Genomic DNA, 16207 nt, shown 5'->3' with positions numbered 1-16207 from the left:
GCGGCTGTCCGCCTGAGCCGTAACGTGCGCCTGCCGGTTGTCTCGGATCTCTGTTGATGGGAAACCTGCCGTGTTGTCTGCCTGCCGCGATCTAGGCCATCGCTGCGGCACGTGCAAGAGCAGACGGCGGTCGCTACGAAGCAAACCTCCGAACCCCGGGGAACTTACCGAAAGTCGGCCGGCGTCAGCACATACAAGTTCCTGCGGCCGTGCGAGTAGGCTTGGCGCGCAATCTCGTGGATCGACGAACGCTTGGCGTCGAAGGCGCTGAGGAATTCGGCCTCGGCTCCGCTTGCAGCCGGGTTTGCCGCCGAAAGTGCCGCAACCTCGACAAAGAACGGGACTTCGAGCATGCCGTCATGGCCGACGAAACGAATGCGCTTGGCCGCCGCGTCATAGGAGCGGCTGGGATTGGGAAAATTGAGCGTCATGGCCTGCGCGTCAAATCAGGCGATTGCTTTCGGCAAGCTGGCGCGCCCGCCGCGCCGTGCCGTCGGTATCGGCAATCCTTCGCCTTGCCGCCTCGTCGCTTCTTATCGTGAGGCGCGGCGACAAGACCTTTATCGGCTTGGTGACGGGACTAACTGCAACTGTCGGGACATCCGGTGTTCTTTCGGAGTTCATGACTCTCTTCCTTTCATACCTAAATAAATACAAATGCCGGAGGAATTTGTCCGGAAGTTCTTCAAACAATTTTTGAGGTGCACCGGGATCGTATCATCGTTCTGCAAATAACTATAGAAAAGTAATTTTACGTTGGTAGGGGTAAAAGGCCGGAATCTTCTTGAATAAGTCGCATTTTCGGACTAATGGTACGAAACCGTTTTTGGGTCATGCTTGGCCCTCGCGGCGTCAGGGGTTCTCGGCCCGCCAAACTTTTCCAAATCGCCGACACCTGGTACCGCAATGCAGGCTCCGCTTCCGGGGCCAGGCCGGAACGAAACTTCAAGGCACAAGAACTTCAAGGCACAAGCGAGAACTTCGAGGCACAAGAATGTCTGCCCGCACCACCCATTCCATCGCGCATTTCGCGGCACCTTTCGTGCTTGGCGGGCTGGATAGCGTGCAGCCGGCCGGCGATTATGACATCGACCACGACGAGGAACTGATCGACGGCATGTCGTGGCCGGCATGGCGCCGCGTCGCCACTTTCATCCATCTGCCGGCAAGGACGGTGAAAAGCGCGACCAGCCAGCTTGTCGCCATTGACCATGCCGAGCTCGAGGCAGCGCTTCAGCACGACCAGGAGAACGCCACATGATCCGCTTCCAGCAGAGTGCGCGGCGCACGGACACGCCGGCGCATATCTTCACCGTCGGCCAGACCGTCCGCATGAAGAGCCGCACCGGCCTTGCCCAAAAGACCGCGGAGCTGTTCCAGATCAAGAGCCGGCTGCCGGTCAAGGACGGCTCGCCGCAATACCGTATCCGCAGCGATCAGGAGACCTATGAGCGGGTCACCACGGAAGACAATCTCGAACCGGTCGACAACCCGGCCAGTTGAGCCGAAAGCAATCCGCAACACGTATAAGGGATCAGAAAATGGCCAAGGGTCAGCAGCGCAGCAATCGCGAGACACGCAAGCCCAAGAAGGAGAAGGTGGCGGCAAAACCGGCCTCGCCCTTCGGCTCGGCGGTCAAGCAGGCGGAGACCGCTGTGAAACCCAAGTCCAAAGGCTAGGGTTCGATCGCACGACAATCTGCCTGGAGGTGTGCTTGAACTTCGTCATCGAGTTCTACCGCTCGCGCGATGCTGACGAAGCGACACTCGATCGAGTGTCGCTGGAGGCACCGAACCGGCGCGCCGCCCTGCAAGGCGCTGCCACGCTGCTTCACACGCTGATGATGCCGCAGATCCCCGATCGCCTGCGCATCTCCAACGAGGACGGCGCCGAGCTCTACGTCGGCCCCGCCGATGGTGCCTATCCGGACGAACAGTGAGGCCGGTGCGCTAGCACGGCCCGTCATCGACGACGCGATAATCCGCCGCGCGGGCCTCGCATTCGTTGGGGAATGTGCGCAGTTCGCCATGGCGACGGGCACAGACCGGGCGGTATTCGCGGGTACAGAATGTCTGCTCCCCGCCGTCACCACCGCCACGGCACTCGCCTTCACGGATGATGCGGTATCCGGCCCGTTCGGCAAGGCAGGCATTGGCGAAGGTCTGGCGGTCGCCGCCGCGCCGGGCACAGACCGGGTCATATTGCTTGGTGCAGAATTGCGGCCCCGGCTGTGGCGGGCGCGGCCCCGGTCCCTCATCATCCACCACGACGGTGCAGGCTGCGAGAATTGCCGACAGGAACAGGATGGAGAAAACCTGCCGCGGAAAGATTGCCGCAAGAAACCGCATGAATGTTCCTCCCTCGAAACTCCTGCCTGCACAAACGGTGCCTGCGTCCGGCCGATCCTCGTCATTCCGCTGCCAAATGCAACCCCTGTTTGCAACTGGCGAACCAATGGCTTACGCCGGCGCAAAGCCAAAACAGCACCTGCCCCGCTTGCTGGACCATGCCTGGGTGGCGCCTGGCCGATGACCGCGCGGAGAACCGGGACTATCGGTGCGATGCGTCGGGATGCGCCTGTTGGGGCCACCCGCGGCTGTATCTTGCAAGCATCACGTTTCCGTGCGATAAATTTTGTGTTCGGGCATTTGCGACCCGGAGAGCGGAACGTTTTGGACGACCTTTCCCCGATACTGTGAATCTCTGACAGCCCCGTTTTCGGCGGGGGGTTTTACCATGCGCCAATGCATGACTGCCGAAGCAACCACCGGGACTTGCCCACGGCGCCAGGCGGCGGGCGGAACCACCAAGACTGACACGGGTGAAGGAGTTTCCCCAATGGCCCAGACCGGCACCGTTAAATTCTTCAACGCTACCAAAGGCTTCGGCTTCATCACGCCCGATGGCGGCGCCAAGGATGTGTTCGTCCACATCTCGGCGATCGAGGCTTCCGGGCTGCGCACGCTCGTCGACGGTCAGAAGGTCACCTTCGATGTCGAGCCCGACCGTATGGGCAAAGGTCCGAAAGCGGTCAATCTCCGCGCTGCCTGAAACCACAGCGTGCCGCGCGTCCTTTCGGGTGTGAGGATGCTGCAAGGCTTTTGGAGTGAACTTGGATTCTGTAAAGGCGCGGCGGTTTTCGTCGCGCCTTTTGCGTTCCGGGATGCTTGCAGGCGCCCGCAAAACTTTCTCTTGCCGATGGCACTAAAATAAAGGACAAATTTCCGTCCGGGCATTTGCCGGCCCGAGACTGGACTTGTGGGATCAAAGGAGCTTCCCATGCCGCAGACCGGCACCGTCAAATTCTTCAATCACGCCAAGGGCTTCGGCTTCATCACGCCGGACGACGGGGCAAAGGATGTCTTCGTCCATATTTCGGCCGTGCAGGCGTCGGGTCTTCCCGGTCTCGAGGATGGGCAGAAAGTGACATTCGACACCGAGCCGGACAAGCGCGGCAAGGGTCCGAAAGCCGTCAACCTGTCGATCGGCTGAACCAGCCCTGGACAGAATGGACGTGGGCCGGTCTGGCCTGCGGTGTTTGCCGCACGCTTGAATCGCCCAGTTAGATGAACCGCCTGGTCAAATTTCGTTCAGCCCCCGTTCAGCCACGGTCGCATATTAATCTTCGTTAAAGCCGGACCGCATCCCCCGAAAACGACCCGGGCCGGCACGAAGGAGACCGACATGAACCGAATTTTCAAGACTGCCATCCTGTCCGCCGCGGTCGTTGCGACCACGCTTGCGACCTTGCCCGCGGCCAGTGCCGACGAATGGCGCCATCACCGCCGCCACCACGGCCACGGCGATGCCGTTGCGGCCGGCGTGCTCGGCCTTGCGGCCGGTGCCCTGATCGGCGGTGCGCTCGCCAGCCCGCAGCCCCGCTATTACGATCCGGCCTATGATGATGAATACTACCGGCCTGCCCCGGTGCGCCGTTATTACGTGCAGCCGCGAGTAGCCTATGCCGAAAGCTATGCGGAGCCGTGGACCCGCGGCTGGTACGAATACTGCTCGGACCGCTACCGGAGCTTCAACTCGCGTACCGGCACGTTCACCGGCTATGACGGCGAACAGCATTTCTGCACCGCCAATTAACGGAGGCAGTTTCCTGTCGGAAAGAAGCGCGGTCGCACAGGCCGCGCTTTTTTGTTTCGGTAAGCGGTTTCAGATCAGGAACGGATTGCTCCGCCGCTCCTCGCCGAAGCGGCCGCCGGGACCATGGCCGCAGATGAAGCCGATGTCGTCGCCCAACGGCAAAAGCTTCTCCTTGATCGAGGCGATCAGTGCGGCGTGGTCGCCGCCCGGCAGGTCGGTGCGGCCGACCGAACCGCGAAACAGCACGTCGCCGACATGGGCGAACTTCGCCGCCCGGTTGTAGTAGACGACGTGGCCGGGTGCGTGGCCCGGACAATGGAGCACCTCGAACACATGTGAGCCGAACGAAACGGTCTCGCCTTCGGCGAGGAACCGGTCAGGCACACAGTTGCGCACCGGATCGGTGATGCCGTAGCGCTTCGCCTGGGTCTCGAGATTGGCGAGCAGCGGCCGGTCGGCGGCATGCGGGCCGATGATCTCGATACCGAGCGCCTCCTTCAGTTCCATGGCGCCGCCGGCATGGTCGATATGGCCATGCGTAATCCAGATCGCGCCGGCAGTGATCGCATTGTCCTCGAGCGCCGCCAGCACCTTGTCGATGTCACCGCCCGGATCGACGACAACGCCTTGTCTGTCGTCCATGTCGAAGAGGATGGTGCAATTCTGCTGGAACGGCGTGACCGGCACGATGCCGGCGTTGAGCTGACCCATATTCGTCCTTTCACGCTGTCGGAGCGCTGCGCGTCCCCTCGAACGCGTCAGGAAAGCCCTAACCTTGAACCAGGTCCTGATGTAGAGACACACGCGAACGGCGTCCACCGCTCCACAAACGGCAAACGGAATGGGCGGCCGAAGCCGCCCATTGGAAAAGCCTGAAACGTCGGAGCTTATTTCTTCATCGCGTTCATGACCGCACCGATGATGCCGGTCAGGATGGCGCCGCCGCCGGCACCGCCAACTATATTTGAAATGTTCAACGCGCTGCCGGCCCCTGCCGCTGTAGCGGCTGCTGCCGGATCGACCGCGCCACCCAGCAGACTGTTGAGGATGGCCGCACCGCCGACGCCGCCGACAGCGCCGCCCAGGATTTTGGTAAGCTGCCCCATCGCCGCAGTCTTGATAGCCGCACCGACCGCCTGACCACCGATGATACCCGTAATCACCTGAATAATGATCGGAAGAAGCGTGTTCATATCCATATTTCCAGTCCCTCCATAGCCGCCAGCCTCCCAGGCCGACGCCATCATGAGACGCCGAATTGAATGAAAGTCAAATGCGCAGACGCTTAAATAAAAGGGGCGGCCCGAAAACCGCCCCTACTTGATAAAAAACCTGTGACTTTCGTTATTCTGCAGCAATCGCGTGGTTGGGTTGAACCGCCGCAGAATAGTCGTTCATCAATGTCTTGGCGATATCGCCGACCTCGAATCGGTAGGGACCGATCTCCGAAACCGGCGTCACCTCGGCTGCCGTCCCGGTGAGGAAGCACTGCTGGAAGCCTTCAAGCTCTTCCGGCATGATGGCGCGCTCGATCACCTCCAAACCACGGTCCTTGGCAAGGCCGATGACGGTGCGGCGGGTGATGCCGTCGAGGAAGCAATCGGGCTTGGGCGTATGGATCTTGCCGTCCTTGACGAAGAAGATGTTGGCGCCTGTCGCTTCCGCCACCTGGCCACGCCAGTCGAGCATCATGGCGTCGGCATAGCCCTTGGCCTCGGCGGCATGCTTGGACATGGTGCAGATCATGTAGAGGCCGGCCGCCTTCGATTTCGACGGTGCGGTGCGCGGGTCGGGGCGGCGCCATTCGGCCATGTCGAGGCGGATGCCCTTGAGCTTCTGCGCCGGGTCGAAATAGCTCGGCCACTGCCAGATGGCGATGGCGCAGTTGATCCGGCTGTTCTGTGCGGAGACGCCCATCTGTTCACTGCCGCGCCATGCGATCGGCCGGACATAGGCGTCCTGGAAACCTTGCTTCTTCAACAGCGTACGGCAGGCGTCGTCGATCTCGGCGACCGAGTAGGGTATCTTGAAGCCAAGCAGGCGCGCCGATTCATGCAGGCGTTCGGTGTGGTCGGTCAGCTTGAAAATTTCGCCGCCATAGGCGCGCTCGCCCTCGAATACCGCGCTGGCGTAGTGCAGCCCGTGGGTCAAGACGTGGATCTTGGCGTCGGCCCATTTGACGAATTCGCCGTTCATCCAGATAAAGCCGTCCAGTTGGTCGAAGGGAACGGATGCCATGGTAACCTCCCGCGGGCGGCAGCCCGCACATCATTGTGTCGTTGCGTGTTTCGTTTCGGCCGCTGCAGGCCGCCATTGTCCTAAAGCGTAGGCGGATATTTAAGGTCTGGCAAACTCAGGAAGTTCCGGAAAAAACGGCTTCGCTTGCCTTTTCGTTCGCAATCCGCCGAAAAGCTTGCCAAAAATTACCATCACGCGGAAAATACGTCAATAGTGCTGACATAATTTCCTGCTTCACACGGAGAAAAGATGACGAGCCACGCAGCCGCAGAGCCGATCAGGACGGCGATCACCGACGAGGACGGCATCGATTTCGCCATCATCGAGCTGTTCTTCTTCGCCTATCGCGACTTTACCTCCGATCCGGACCAGATCCTGGCCGATTACGGTTTTGGCCGTGCCCATCACCGGGTGCTGCATTTCGTCAATCGCAGGCCCGGTCTGACGGTCGCCGAACTCCTCGACGTGCTCAAGATCACCAAGCAGAGCCTGGCGCGCGTGCTCAAACAACTGATCGACACCGACCATATCGTGCAATTGCAGGGCCCTCGCGACCGCCGCCAGCGCGAACTCTACCCGACGGCCAAAGGCCGTGCCCTGGCGCTGGCGCTGGCGCGGCCACAGTCGCGCCGCATCCATGCTGCATTGGAAGATTCCGGAGCCACCGAACGCGCCGTTATCGAACGGTTCCTGGAAGCGATGGTCAATCCGGAACTAAGGGCGCAGATCGACATTGTGCCCGCAAAGATGTCAGGGAAAAGCCATGGAGACCATTGAGAGGGTTGATCATCCGACAGCACCGGAAGACGATGCGCCGCATCTGCTTGTGGTCGATGACGACACCCGTATCCGCAATCTTCTGAAACAGTATCTGACCGAAAACGGCTTTCGCGTTACCGTCGCCGGAAATTCCGGAGAGGCGCGGCGCAAGCTCGCCGGTCTCGACTTCGATCTGATCGTGCTCGACGTCATGATGCCGGGTGAAAGCGGCGTCGACCTCACCAAGGCGCTGCGGGCGGAGAAAAACGTACCGATCCTGATGCTCACCGCACTGTCGGAAACCGACAGCCGGATCACCGGGCTCGAGGCCGGCGCCGACGACTATCTGCCAAAACCGTTCGACCCGCGCGAGCTGATCCTGCGTATAAACAATATCCTGCGCCGCGGCGGCCCCGCGACAACGCCCAAGGTCGAACAACTGGTCTTTGGCCCCTATACGTTCCAGATCGCCAGGCGTGAGCTCAAGCGCGGCGGCGAGGCGCTCAAGCTGACCGACCGCGAGCAGGAGATCCTGGCGATCTTCGCAGCGCGTGCCGGCGAGACGATACCGCGGCATGAGCTTGTCGGCGACGAGTCCGAGGTCGGCGAGCGCACGATCGACGTCCAGATCAACCGGCTGCGCCGCAAGATCGAACGCGATCCGTCCAATCCGGTCTGGCTGCAGACCGTGCGCGGTATTGGGTATCGGCTCAGCGTGGAATAGAATGCCGCCGACAGCGGTCCTTTGCCGAGCCGCCGGTGAGCGAAAAGACGAATGGCGACCACGCAACTCGAACGGCCGGGAGATGGCGGCTTGAGCGCTCGCGCGACGCGGGCGCTCAAGGCCGTGCCGCGCGCCTGGAATCGTTTCTGGCGCCTGGTATCGCTTTACATGCCGAAGCGGCTCTATGCCCGCTCGCTGATCATCGTCATCGCGCCGATGATCATGCTGCAGTCGGTCGTCGCCTTTGTCTTCATGGAGCGCCACTGGCAGACCGTGACGCAGCGCCTGTCGCAGGCCACGGTGCGCGACATCGCCGCCATCATCGACCTGATAGAGACCTATCCGCACGACGCCGACTACGCCAACGTCATCCGCATCGCCCAGGATCGCATGCAGCTGAAGGTCGACCTCCTGCCGCCGGACCCGCTGCCGCCTCCCGGGCCAAAGCCGTTCTTCTCGATCCTCGACGAGATCCTTTCGTCCGAGATCACCCGCCAGATCAACCGTCCGTTCTGGATCGATACGGTCGGCAATTCCAATATCGTCGAGGTCCGCGTCCAGCTTGAGAACAAGGTGCTGCGCGTCTTCGTGCGCCGCAGCCAAGCCTATGCATCGAACACCCATATTTTCCTGATCTGGATGGTCGGCACCTCGCTGGTGCTGCTGATGATCGCCATTCCCTTCCTGCGCAACCAGATCCGGCCGATTCTGACGCTGGCCGAGGCGGCCGAGAGCTTCGGCAAGGGCCGGCCGATGCCGCGCGATTTTCGCCCGCGCGGAGCCGAAGAAGTCCGCCGCGCCGGCTTTGCCTTCATCCAGATGCGCGAACGCATCGAACGCCAGCTCGAGCAGCGTACCGCCATGCTGAGCGGCGTCAGCCACGATCTGAGGACCATCCTCACCCGCTTCAAGCTGCAATTGGCGCTTGCCGGGACCAAGGCGGCCGATACCCAGGCACTCGACCAGGACATCGATGACATGCAGTCGATGCTGGAAGGCTACCTTGCCTTTGCACGCGGAGAAGCGTCGGAAGACGCCGGTCAGTTCGATCTCGAAGCCTTCTTCGACAAGCTTCGCGAGGAAGCCGCGCTGCGCAAGCGCAAGATGTCGACCGTGCTTGTCGGCGATCCGCATGTGCATGTGCGCCCCAATGCCTTTGCCCGGCTGCTGTCCAACGTCGTCGGCAATGCATTCCGCTATGCCAAGACGGTGGAGATCAATGCCAATCACGGACGCGGTTCGCTGCTCGTCACCATCGACGATGACGGTCCGGGCATTCCACCCGAAAAGCGGGAGGATGTATTCAAGCCTTTCGTGCGTTTGGACGAGGCCCGCAACCTCGATGCCAGCGGCACCGGCCTTGGCCTCTCCATCGCACGTGATATTGCCCGCAGCCACGGCGGCGACATCGTCCTCGAACGCAGCCCGCTCGGCGGCCTGCGGGCGGTGATCAAGGTTCCGGCTTGACGGCAACGAGACCCGGCCTTCATCGGCCCGTCATGAAACCATGGTGAAGAGCGCCAATGAAGCGCGCGATCTTGATTGATTCGGCCCTGCGGCCTCATTTCGACCCCGCGCCTGCCCGGGTGCGCCGGTGCGAGGCCAGAGCTGCGGCGTGGTCGCCGTTCAGGTATCGCGGCAAGGCAATCAAGCTCTCCGCCAAGGGACCGCCATGCGCATCCTGATGGTCACCGACGCCTGGCGCCCGCAAGTCAACGGCGTCGTCCACACGCTGGAGCGTCTCTCGGAGACCCTGAAATCCTTCGATGTCGAGACGGACTTCCTGACGCCGAACATCTTTCGCACCCTGCCTCTGCCGACCTATCCCGATATCAGGCTGGCGCTGACGACGCCGCACCGCGTGGCGCAGCTGATCGAGGCACGCAAGGTGGACCACATCCATATCGTCACCGAAGGACCGCTCGGTATTATGGCCCGGCGCTACTGCCGCAACGCCGGCCGCCCGTTCACGACCAGCTATCACACACGTTTTCCGGAATATCTGAGCGCGCGCCTGCCGGTGCCTGAAGCATGGGCCTATCGCTGGCTGCGCGATTTCCACAATTCAGGACAGGGCACGCTGGTTGCCACTCAGTCGCTTGCCGACGATCTTGCGGCGCGCGGCTTCACCAAGCTCCGGCCGTGGACGCGCGGCGTCGACACCGATCATTTTCGGCCGGACAAAAGAAAGGACCTGGGATTTCCCGGACCGATCTTCCTCTGCGTCGGCCGCGTCGCGGTCGAAAAAAACCTGCCGGCCTTCCTCGACCTCGACCTGCCCGGCAGCAAGGTGATCGTAGGCGAAGGGCCGGAATTGGCGAAGCTGAAGGCCAGATATCCCGATGCCCATTTCCTCGGCCATCGCCCGAACGACGAACTGGCCGAGATCTACGCTTCGGCCGATGCCTTCGTCTTCCCCAGCCGCACCGACACATTCGGCAACGTCATCATAGAGGCGCTGGCCAGCGGCACGCCGGTCGCAGCCTATCCAGTCACCGGACCGATCGATATTGTGGGTGACGGCATCGGCGGCGCGGTGTCGGACGACCTGCGGCAAGCGGCGCTCGCTGCCCTTCACGTCGACCGCGCCGAGGCGCGGCAACGCGCGATGCGCTACAGCTGGAAGGCATGCGCGGAAATGTTCATGGAAACGGTCGAAGAAGCGCTGGGTACCAAGCGTAAACTGGCCGCCTGAGCAACAGCGCGGTTAAAACAATCTGCCGCCGTCCGACACCCTGCGCTCGATCGCGCCAAGGACGACGGCGCCCTCTTCATCGGGAAAGCCGAGCGTCAGCACTTCCGACATGAATAGCCCGATCTGGCGCGGCGGGAAATTGACCACAGCGAACACCTGCCGGCCGATCAGGGTTTCGGGCGTATAGTATTTTGTGATCTGGGCCGAGGATTTCTTCACCCCGATCACGGGACCAAAGTCGATTTTCAACTTGATCGCCGGCTTGCGCGCCTCGGGAAAAGGCTCGGCCTCGACGATCGTGCCGGCGCGGATGTCGATGCGGTCGAAATCGGCAAAGCTGATCTCGGGTTTTCGGGCCTTGCTCGAACTCATCGACGGTCAGGCGTTTCCGTAGGTTTCGAACAACACGCCGGCCAGCGCATCCTTGGCCGAAGTCCCTGACCAGACGACGAACTGGAACGCCTGGAAATAGCATTCGCAGGCTTCCAGCGCCGACGACAGCAGCACCTCGACCTGCTGGCTCGACGGCTCGACCCCACCGGCCAGCAGCAGCGACTGGCGGAACATGATGGCGCCTTCCTGCTCCCAGAAGTCGAAATGGCCAAACAGCATCTGCTCGTTGATCAGCGAAAGCAGCCGCATCACCTCGAGCGCGCGCGCCTCAGGCACCTTGATGTCGAAGGCGCAGGCCAGGTGCAGCGCCTCGTAGTCCTCCATCCAGGAGAATGAAACGTGGTAGTCGGTCCAGCTTCCGGCAACCGAAATCGAGATCTCGTCGTCGCCGGCCCGTTCGAAGGACCAGTCGTTGTTGTGCGCCACCTGCTCGATAACATCCACCGGATGGATTTCGCGGGAGAATTCGAGTTCGAGAAGTTCCATGAAATGCTTCCTGTCGTTCTGGGAGCGCCACCACACGCTCCGCGGAAGAGGCACACTCGAACAATTCTGCCTAGAACTCGGACGGCCAGGACTTCGTCAACGCAAAGACCCCGGACCGGACCCCACCGCCCGGCGCATGACCCTGCTCCGAATCATGCAACAAATTCAGTCTATTGATCGGGAGTCGCGTGACCAGCCAAATTTTTCGCACTGCGTCATTCGCATGTGGAAAGGCGCTGTCACAAAGATTCACGCAGTACCGGTAAGCGATTCACGACAAAGCGCTTTTTGCGATCCAGCTTTGTGGAAAAGTTTAATGATTTATTTCTTATTATTTTTTTGCACGCGGCTTCGCCGCAGCCGCAGGCGCTACTTGACCGGTCAATTCGGCAAGCCTGGCCTCGAGCGCCTCGATGCGAGCGGCGAGGCGGGTGTTTTCTTCCCTGGCCTTCGCCGCCATGTCGCGAGCGGCCTCGAATTCCTCGCGCTGCACCACGTCCATGGAGTTGAGTATGCGCTCGGCCTGGCCCCTGAAGGCGGTCTCGACCTCGCGCCGCACGCCTTGCGCGGCACCGGCTGCGTCGGTCATCAGCTTGGCGAATTCATCGAGAATGCGGTTCGGTCCGGTCGCCATGGCAAATCCTCGCTTGGTTGAATTGACGTAGTGGCGCACGATTCGGAATGCAAGCATATGCTTGCCTTGACCCTGCCAAAACCCTGCCGCATGGTCCGCGCCCGAACCTGATTGGAACCCGGAGACCCTGTTGAGCGAATATTTGCTGCCGCTGGCCGCCCTGCCCTTTCCCAACATCGACCCGGTCATCGTCAGGATCGGACCACTGGCGGTGCATTGGTACGGCGTCGGCTACATCGTCGGCATTCTGTTCGCCTGGTGGTATGCCAAGCGCCTCGTCACCAACCCGAGACTCTGGCCTGACGGCACCCTGCCGATGAAGCCCGTCGACCTCGACGACTTCATCGTCTGGGCAGCCATCGGTGTGGTGCTCGGCGGACGCACCGGCTACGTGCTGTTCTACGACCTGCCGCGCTACATTGCCAATCCGCTCGATATCGTCGCCGTCTGGCAGGGCGGTATGTCGTTTCATGGCGGCCTGCTCGGCGTCATTCTCGCAATGACGCTGTTTTCCCGGTCTCGCGGCATCCGCACATGGTCACTGTTCGACGTGGTTGCCGCCGGCGTGCCGGTGGGGCTTGGCCTCGTTCGCCTGGCAAACTTCATCAATTCCGAACTATGGGGCCGGCCGACCGACGTTCCATGGGCATTCGAATTCCCCAATGGAGGCCCATTTCCACGCCATCCGAGCCAGATCTACGAGGCGCTCCTCGAAGGGCTGGTGTTGTTCCTTGTCCTGCGCTTCCTCACCCATTCGCGGCTCAAGCTGAAGACGCCGCGCTTCGTCGGCGGCGCCTTCATCGCCGGCTATGGCGCCTCGCGCATCTTCATCGAATTCTTTCGCGAGCCCGACCAGCAGCTTGGCTATCTCCTTGGCACGAGCTGGCTGACCATGGGGATGGTGCTGTCACTGCCGATGGTGCTGGCCGGCATCTGGGCGATGGCTACAGCCAAGCCGGTGGCAAACCCGCAGCCGGCATGACGCGGCTGAAGACCCGCATCGCCGAGCTGATCGGTGCGGTGGGACCGATCCCCATCAGCAAATACATGGCGCTCTGCCTGTTCGATCCGCAGGACGGCTATTATACGACACGCGAGCCGTTCGGCGCCGCCGGCGACTTCGTCACCGCGCCGGAGATCAGCCAGATGTTTGGCGAACTGGTCGCCATCTGGCTCTACCAGGCGTGGCTGGCGATCGACCGGCCGACGCCGGTCGCCATCGCCGAAATAGGCCCCGGCCGCGGCACGCTGATGAGAGATATGCTGCGCACGCTTTCGCGGCTTGATCCGACGCTTGCCGCCAGTGCATCGTTCGCTTTGATCGAGACCAGTCCGCGGTTGACCGAGGTCCAGAAACGGACGCTTGCCGGGACGTCGGCCACCATCGCCTGGCATGAGGCCGTTGACACACTACCGCAGGGGCCGCTTCTGATTGTTGGCAACGAGCTGTTTGACGCGGTGCCTATCCGCCAGTTCGTCCGCGCTGGAGCCGGCTGGCGCGAACGGATGATCGGTCTCGACGATACGAACCGGCTGCGCTTTTTCGTCGGCGCCGGCTCGCTCGACCCGATGCTGCTGCCGGAGGGTGCCGAGAATGCGCCGCAAGGTGCCATCGTCGAGGTGGCGCCAGCCCGCGCTGCCCTGATGGCGGCCATCGCCGGGCGACTTGCCGGATTTGGCGGCGCCGGCCTGTTTCTCGACTACGGTCACCTCCAGCCCGGGATCGGCGACACCTTGCAGGCATTGCGCAAGCACGGTCATGAAGACGTGCTGGCCAATCCGGGGCAGGCCGATCTCACCGCCCATGTCGATTTCGCTGCCCTTGCGGCAACCGTTCGGGCACACGGCCTCGATGCCCACCTCTCAACGCAAGGTGAATTCCTGCTCAAGATGGGGCTTCTCGAACGGGCTGGCCGGCTCGGCGCCAATGCGGATGAGGCAGCTCGCGAAAAGATAGCGGCCGACGTCGAGCGCCTCGCCGGCCCGCTGGCCATGGGCGAACTCTTCAAGGTGCTTGCCGTCCTCCCCGCCGGCATTGCCGTTCCGCCGTTTCCAAGCACGGATTGACTTTTCGCTGCCGCCTCTCCCACTCTCCCATCTTCGACTAGCGCCCGACATCAACTGCGCCAGCCTTAACTGACCAGCCTTCAACTCGCCCCGTCTGAACTCGCTTGACGAAATCGCCCATACGGACAACAAAGCCGCCATGCTGAATCAGACCAAACCGGATCCCGTTCGGTCGCCCTTGCTGGAAACGGCGCAAGGCATCCGCCACGGCTACTTCACACGCGTCGGCGGCATTTCCAGCGGCATCTACCGGGGGCTCAACATCGGCACCGGCTCGAGCGATGACCAGACGCTGGTGCGCGAGAATCGCCGCCGGGTCGCCGAATGGATGGGCGTGCCTGCAAACCATCTGCTGACCGCTCACCAGGTTCATTCGCCGGACGTCGTCATTGCCAGGGACGTTTTCGCCGGCGAGCGGCCCAAGGCCGACGCCATTGTCACCGACCGGCCGGGCATTGCCGTCGGTGCCTCGACCGCCGACTGCGGACCGGTCCTCTTCGCCGACTCCGAGGCGCGCATTATCGGCGCCGCCCATGCCGGCTGGAAAGGCGCTTTCACCGGCGTGCTGGAAAACACCGTCGCGGCAATGGAAAGCCTTGGCGCCCGGCGCGACCGCATCGTCGCAGTGCTCGGTCCTTCCATCGGCCCACGAAATTACGAAGTCGGACCGGAATTCGTCGCCCGCTTCGTCGACGCCGATGCCGGCAATGCCCGCTATTTCGCGCCCTCCGCAAATGCCGGACACGCGATGTTCGATCTCAACCGCTACACTGTCGACCGGCTGACCAAGGCTGGCGTCAACGCCGAGGGACTTGGCCGCTGCACCTATGCCGAGGAAGAGCTTTTCTACTCTTATCGGCGCAGCACGCATCGCAACGAGCCCGACTACGGGCGGCAGGTTTCGGCAATCGTTTTGGAGGCTGACTGATGGCGCTGCATTTCGAACGCTCGGAATTCGACGCGCGGCGCGATCGACTGATGATCGAGATCGCCGAAAAGAAGCTCGACGCCGTCCTGCTGTTTGCCCAGGAAAGCATGTATTGGCTGACCGGCTACGACACCTTCGGCTTCTGCTTTTTCCAGTGCCTGGTGGTCAAGGCCGACGGCTCGATGGTGCTGCTGACGCGTTCGGCCGACTTGCGCCAGGCGCGCCACACCTCGATCATCGACAACATCGTTTTGTGGACGGACCGCAACGGCGCCAATCCGGCGGTAGACCTGCGCAATCTGCTCAACGAACTCGACCTGCTCGGCGCCCGGATCGGCGTCGAGTACGACACCCACGGCCTGACGGCCTATAATGGCCGGCGCCTCGACGAGCAGTTGCAGACCTTCGGGCAGATCGCGGATGCCTCCGGCATTGTCAGCCGGCTACGGCTGTTCAAGAGCCCGGCAGAAATCGCCAAGGCGGAAAAAGCCGCAAATCTGGCCGACGACGCGCTGGACGCAGCACTGCCGCTGATCAAGCAGGGCGGCGATGAGGCGCTGATCCTGGCCGCCATGCAAGGTGCGATCTTTGCCGGCGGCGGCGATTATCCGGCCAACGAGTTCATCATCGGCTCCGGCGTCGACGCCCTGCTTTGCCGCTACAAGGCCGGTCGCCGCAAGCTCACCAAGAAGGACCAGCTGACGCTCGAATGGGCCGGTGTCTTCCACCACTACCATGCGGCAATGATGCGCACGGTGCTGACCGGCAAGGCATCGAAACGCCACCAGGAATTGTTCGATGCCGCCCGCGCCGCGCTACTTGCAGTCGAGAAGGCGATGACGCCCGGTAACACGTTCGGCGACGTGTTCGACGCCCATGCCCGCACGCTCGAGGCCCACAATTTGACCAAGCACCGGCTCAATGCCTGCGGCTATTCGCTCGGCGCCCGCTTCACCCCGTCTTGGATGGATATGCCGATGTTCTATCAGGGCAATCCCGAACCGATCGCGCCGAACATGACGCTGTTCGCCCATATGATCATCATGGACTCCGAAACCGAAACCGCGATGACGCTTGGCCGCACCTATCTGACGACCGAATCCCAGCCGAAGCCGCTGTCCCGCCATGATCTCGACTTGATCGTGCAGTGAATCCATAATGGAAAGAGTGTGAGGGGCGTTCGTCGCC

General features: G+C 62.1%; 24 protein-coding genes. 15 read left to right on the top strand and 9 right to left on the bottom strand.

Annotation, left to right across the window (positions count from 1 at the left end; genetic code table 11):
- Positions 1-164: 164 nt before the first annotated feature.
- Both NKJ46_RS10730 and NKJ46_RS10725 read right to left on the bottom strand, forming a co-directional pair.
- Positions 165-431: a DUF1488 family protein gene (locus NKJ46_RS10730; RefSeq protein WP_352664705.1), complete on the bottom strand. Its 267-nt coding sequence runs from the start codon at positions 429-431 to the stop codon at positions 165-167.
- Positions 432-441: 10 nt separating this feature from the next.
- Positions 442-624, bottom strand: a complete 183-nt coding sequence (locus NKJ46_RS10725; RefSeq protein WP_352664703.1) for a hypothetical protein — start codon at positions 622-624, stop codon at positions 442-444.
- A 370-nt stretch (positions 625-994) separates the two neighbouring features.
- Here NKJ46_RS10725 and NKJ46_RS10720 point away from each other — a divergent pair, with 370 nt between their 5' ends.
- The 4 genes from NKJ46_RS10720 to NKJ46_RS10705 are packed head-to-tail and all read left to right on the top strand — an operon-like array spanning position 995 to position 1939.
- Positions 995-1261, top strand: a complete 267-nt coding sequence (locus tag NKJ46_RS10720; protein WP_352664701.1) for a hypothetical protein — start codon at positions 995-997, stop codon at positions 1259-1261.
- A complete protein-coding gene (locus NKJ46_RS10715) occupies positions 1258-1503 on the top strand; it encodes a hypothetical protein (protein WP_352469164.1) in 246 nt (81 codons plus the stop codon). The genes NKJ46_RS10720 and NKJ46_RS10715 overlap by 4 nt, the downstream gene beginning before the upstream one ends.
- A 38-nt stretch (positions 1504-1541) precedes the next feature.
- Complete coding sequence (locus NKJ46_RS10710; protein ID WP_352664699.1) at positions 1542-1679, top strand: hypothetical protein; 138 nt, start codon at positions 1542-1544, stop codon at positions 1677-1679.
- Between the two features lie 29 nt (positions 1680-1708).
- A complete protein-coding gene (locus tag NKJ46_RS10705; protein ID WP_352664697.1) occupies positions 1709-1939 on the top strand; it encodes a hypothetical protein in 231 nt (76 codons plus the stop codon).
- A gap of 10 nt (positions 1940-1949) precedes the next feature.
- Here NKJ46_RS10705 and NKJ46_RS10700 read toward each other — a convergent pair whose 3' ends face one another.
- Positions 1950-2348: a Kazal-type serine protease inhibitor family protein gene (locus NKJ46_RS10700; RefSeq protein ID WP_352664695.1), complete on the bottom strand. Its 399-nt coding sequence runs from the start codon at positions 2346-2348 to the stop codon at positions 1950-1952.
- 490 nt (positions 2349-2838) lie between these two features.
- Between NKJ46_RS10700 and NKJ46_RS10695 the strand changes: the two genes are divergently transcribed.
- From NKJ46_RS10695 to NKJ46_RS10685, 3 genes are all read left to right on the top strand, one after another.
- Positions 2839-3051, top strand: a complete 213-nt coding sequence (locus NKJ46_RS10695) for a cold-shock protein (protein WP_006202520.1) — start codon at positions 2839-2841, stop codon at positions 3049-3051.
- 228 nt (positions 3052-3279) lie between these two features.
- Entirely contained in the window at positions 3280-3492 is a 213-nt protein-coding gene (locus NKJ46_RS10690) for a cold-shock protein (RefSeq protein ID WP_006202521.1), read from the top strand.
- Between the two features lie 192 nt (positions 3493-3684).
- A complete protein-coding gene (locus NKJ46_RS10685) occupies positions 3685-4095 on the top strand; it encodes a BA14K family protein (RefSeq protein WP_292661272.1) in 411 nt (136 codons plus the stop codon).
- A gap of 69 nt (positions 4096-4164) precedes the next feature.
- On the opposite strand, the gene NKJ46_RS10680 is transcribed toward NKJ46_RS10685, so the two are convergent.
- From NKJ46_RS10680 to NKJ46_RS10670, 3 genes are all read right to left on the bottom strand, one after another.
- A complete protein-coding gene (locus NKJ46_RS10680; RefSeq protein ID WP_352664693.1) occupies positions 4165-4806 on the bottom strand; it encodes an MBL fold metallo-hydrolase in 642 nt (213 codons plus the stop codon).
- 176 nt (positions 4807-4982) lie between these two features.
- Positions 4983-5294: a hypothetical protein gene (locus NKJ46_RS10675; RefSeq protein ID WP_352615707.1), complete on the bottom strand. Its 312-nt coding sequence runs from the start codon at positions 5292-5294 to the stop codon at positions 4983-4985.
- A 145-nt stretch (positions 5295-5439) separates the two neighbouring features.
- The gene (locus tag NKJ46_RS10670; protein WP_352489012.1) at positions 5440-6333 is read right to left on the bottom strand and encodes a branched-chain amino acid aminotransferase; all 894 of its coding nucleotides are present in this window, start codon (positions 6331-6333) and stop codon (positions 5440-5442) included.
- 249 nt (positions 6334-6582) lie between these two features.
- Here NKJ46_RS10670 and NKJ46_RS10665 point away from each other — a divergent pair, with 249 nt between their 5' ends.
- The 4 genes from NKJ46_RS10665 to NKJ46_RS10650 all read left to right on the top strand — a co-directional run bounded on the left by NKJ46_RS10665 (position 6583) and on the right by NKJ46_RS10650 (position 10511).
- Positions 6583-7110, top strand: coding sequence for a MarR family winged helix-turn-helix transcriptional regulator (locus NKJ46_RS10665; protein ID WP_023719182.1), 528 nt, complete (start codon positions 6583-6585; stop codon positions 7108-7110).
- Positions 7097-7816: a response regulator gene (locus tag NKJ46_RS10660; RefSeq protein WP_023678415.1), complete on the top strand. Its 720-nt coding sequence runs from the start codon at positions 7097-7099 to the stop codon at positions 7814-7816. Before NKJ46_RS10665 ends, NKJ46_RS10660 begins: the two co-directional genes overlap by 14 nt.
- 51 nt (positions 7817-7867) lie before the next feature.
- A complete protein-coding gene (locus NKJ46_RS10655) occupies positions 7868-9283 on the top strand; it encodes an ATP-binding protein (RefSeq protein ID WP_352664690.1) in 1416 nt (471 codons plus the stop codon).
- 205 nt (positions 9284-9488) lie between these two features.
- Positions 9489-10511, top strand: coding sequence for a glycosyltransferase family 4 protein (locus NKJ46_RS10650; protein ID WP_352664688.1), 1023 nt, complete (start codon positions 9489-9491; stop codon positions 10509-10511).
- Between the two features lie 12 nt (positions 10512-10523).
- Here the strand turns inward: NKJ46_RS10650 and NKJ46_RS10645 are convergent, their stop codons facing one another.
- The 3 genes from NKJ46_RS10645 to NKJ46_RS10635 form a co-directional block, all read right to left on the bottom strand.
- Positions 10524-10883, bottom strand: coding sequence for a tRNA-binding protein (locus NKJ46_RS10645; protein WP_352664686.1), 360 nt, complete (start codon positions 10881-10883; stop codon positions 10524-10526).
- A gap of 6 nt (positions 10884-10889) precedes the next feature.
- Positions 10890-11390 carry a type III secretion system chaperone family protein gene (locus tag NKJ46_RS10640; protein WP_352664684.1) on the bottom strand — a complete coding sequence of 167 codons (501 nt, stop codon included), beginning with the start codon at positions 11388-11390 and terminating at the stop codon, positions 10890-10892.
- A 331-nt stretch (positions 11391-11721) separates the two neighbouring features.
- Complete coding sequence (locus tag NKJ46_RS10635; RefSeq protein ID WP_352469177.1) at positions 11722-12024, bottom strand: accessory factor UbiK family protein; 303 nt, start codon at positions 12022-12024, stop codon at positions 11722-11724.
- A gap of 130 nt (positions 12025-12154) precedes the next feature.
- Here NKJ46_RS10635 and lgt point away from each other — a divergent pair, with 130 nt between their 5' ends.
- The 4 genes from lgt to NKJ46_RS10615 all read left to right on the top strand — a co-directional run bounded on the left by lgt (position 12155) and on the right by NKJ46_RS10615 (position 16170).
- A complete protein-coding gene (lgt, locus tag NKJ46_RS10630; protein WP_352664682.1) occupies positions 12155-13006 on the top strand; it encodes a prolipoprotein diacylglyceryl transferase in 852 nt (283 codons plus the stop codon).
- Positions 13003-14091 carry a class I SAM-dependent methyltransferase gene (locus NKJ46_RS10625; RefSeq protein ID WP_352664680.1) on the top strand — a complete coding sequence of 363 codons (1089 nt, stop codon included), beginning with the start codon at positions 13003-13005 and terminating at the stop codon, positions 14089-14091. The genes lgt and NKJ46_RS10625 overlap by 4 nt, the downstream gene beginning before the upstream one ends.
- A gap of 139 nt (positions 14092-14230) precedes the next feature.
- Positions 14231-15019 (top strand): peptidoglycan editing factor PgeF, encoded by a 789-nt coding sequence (pgeF, locus tag NKJ46_RS10620; protein ID WP_352664678.1) that lies wholly within the window; start codon positions 14231-14233, stop codon positions 15017-15019.
- Complete coding sequence (locus NKJ46_RS10615; protein WP_352664676.1) at positions 15019-16170, top strand: M24 family metallopeptidase; 1152 nt, start codon at positions 15019-15021, stop codon at positions 16168-16170. Before pgeF ends, NKJ46_RS10615 begins: the two co-directional genes overlap by 1 nt.
- The last annotated feature ends 37 nt before the right edge of the window (positions 16171-16207 follow it).

This window comes from Mesorhizobium sp. M0166 (assembly GCF_040322255.1).
In the GTDB taxonomy this organism is placed as follows: Bacteria; Pseudomonadota; Alphaproteobacteria; order Rhizobiales; family Rhizobiaceae; genus Mesorhizobium.
Note: the sequence above shows the minus strand (reverse complement) of the source record. Positions and strands in the feature narration are given on the sequence as shown.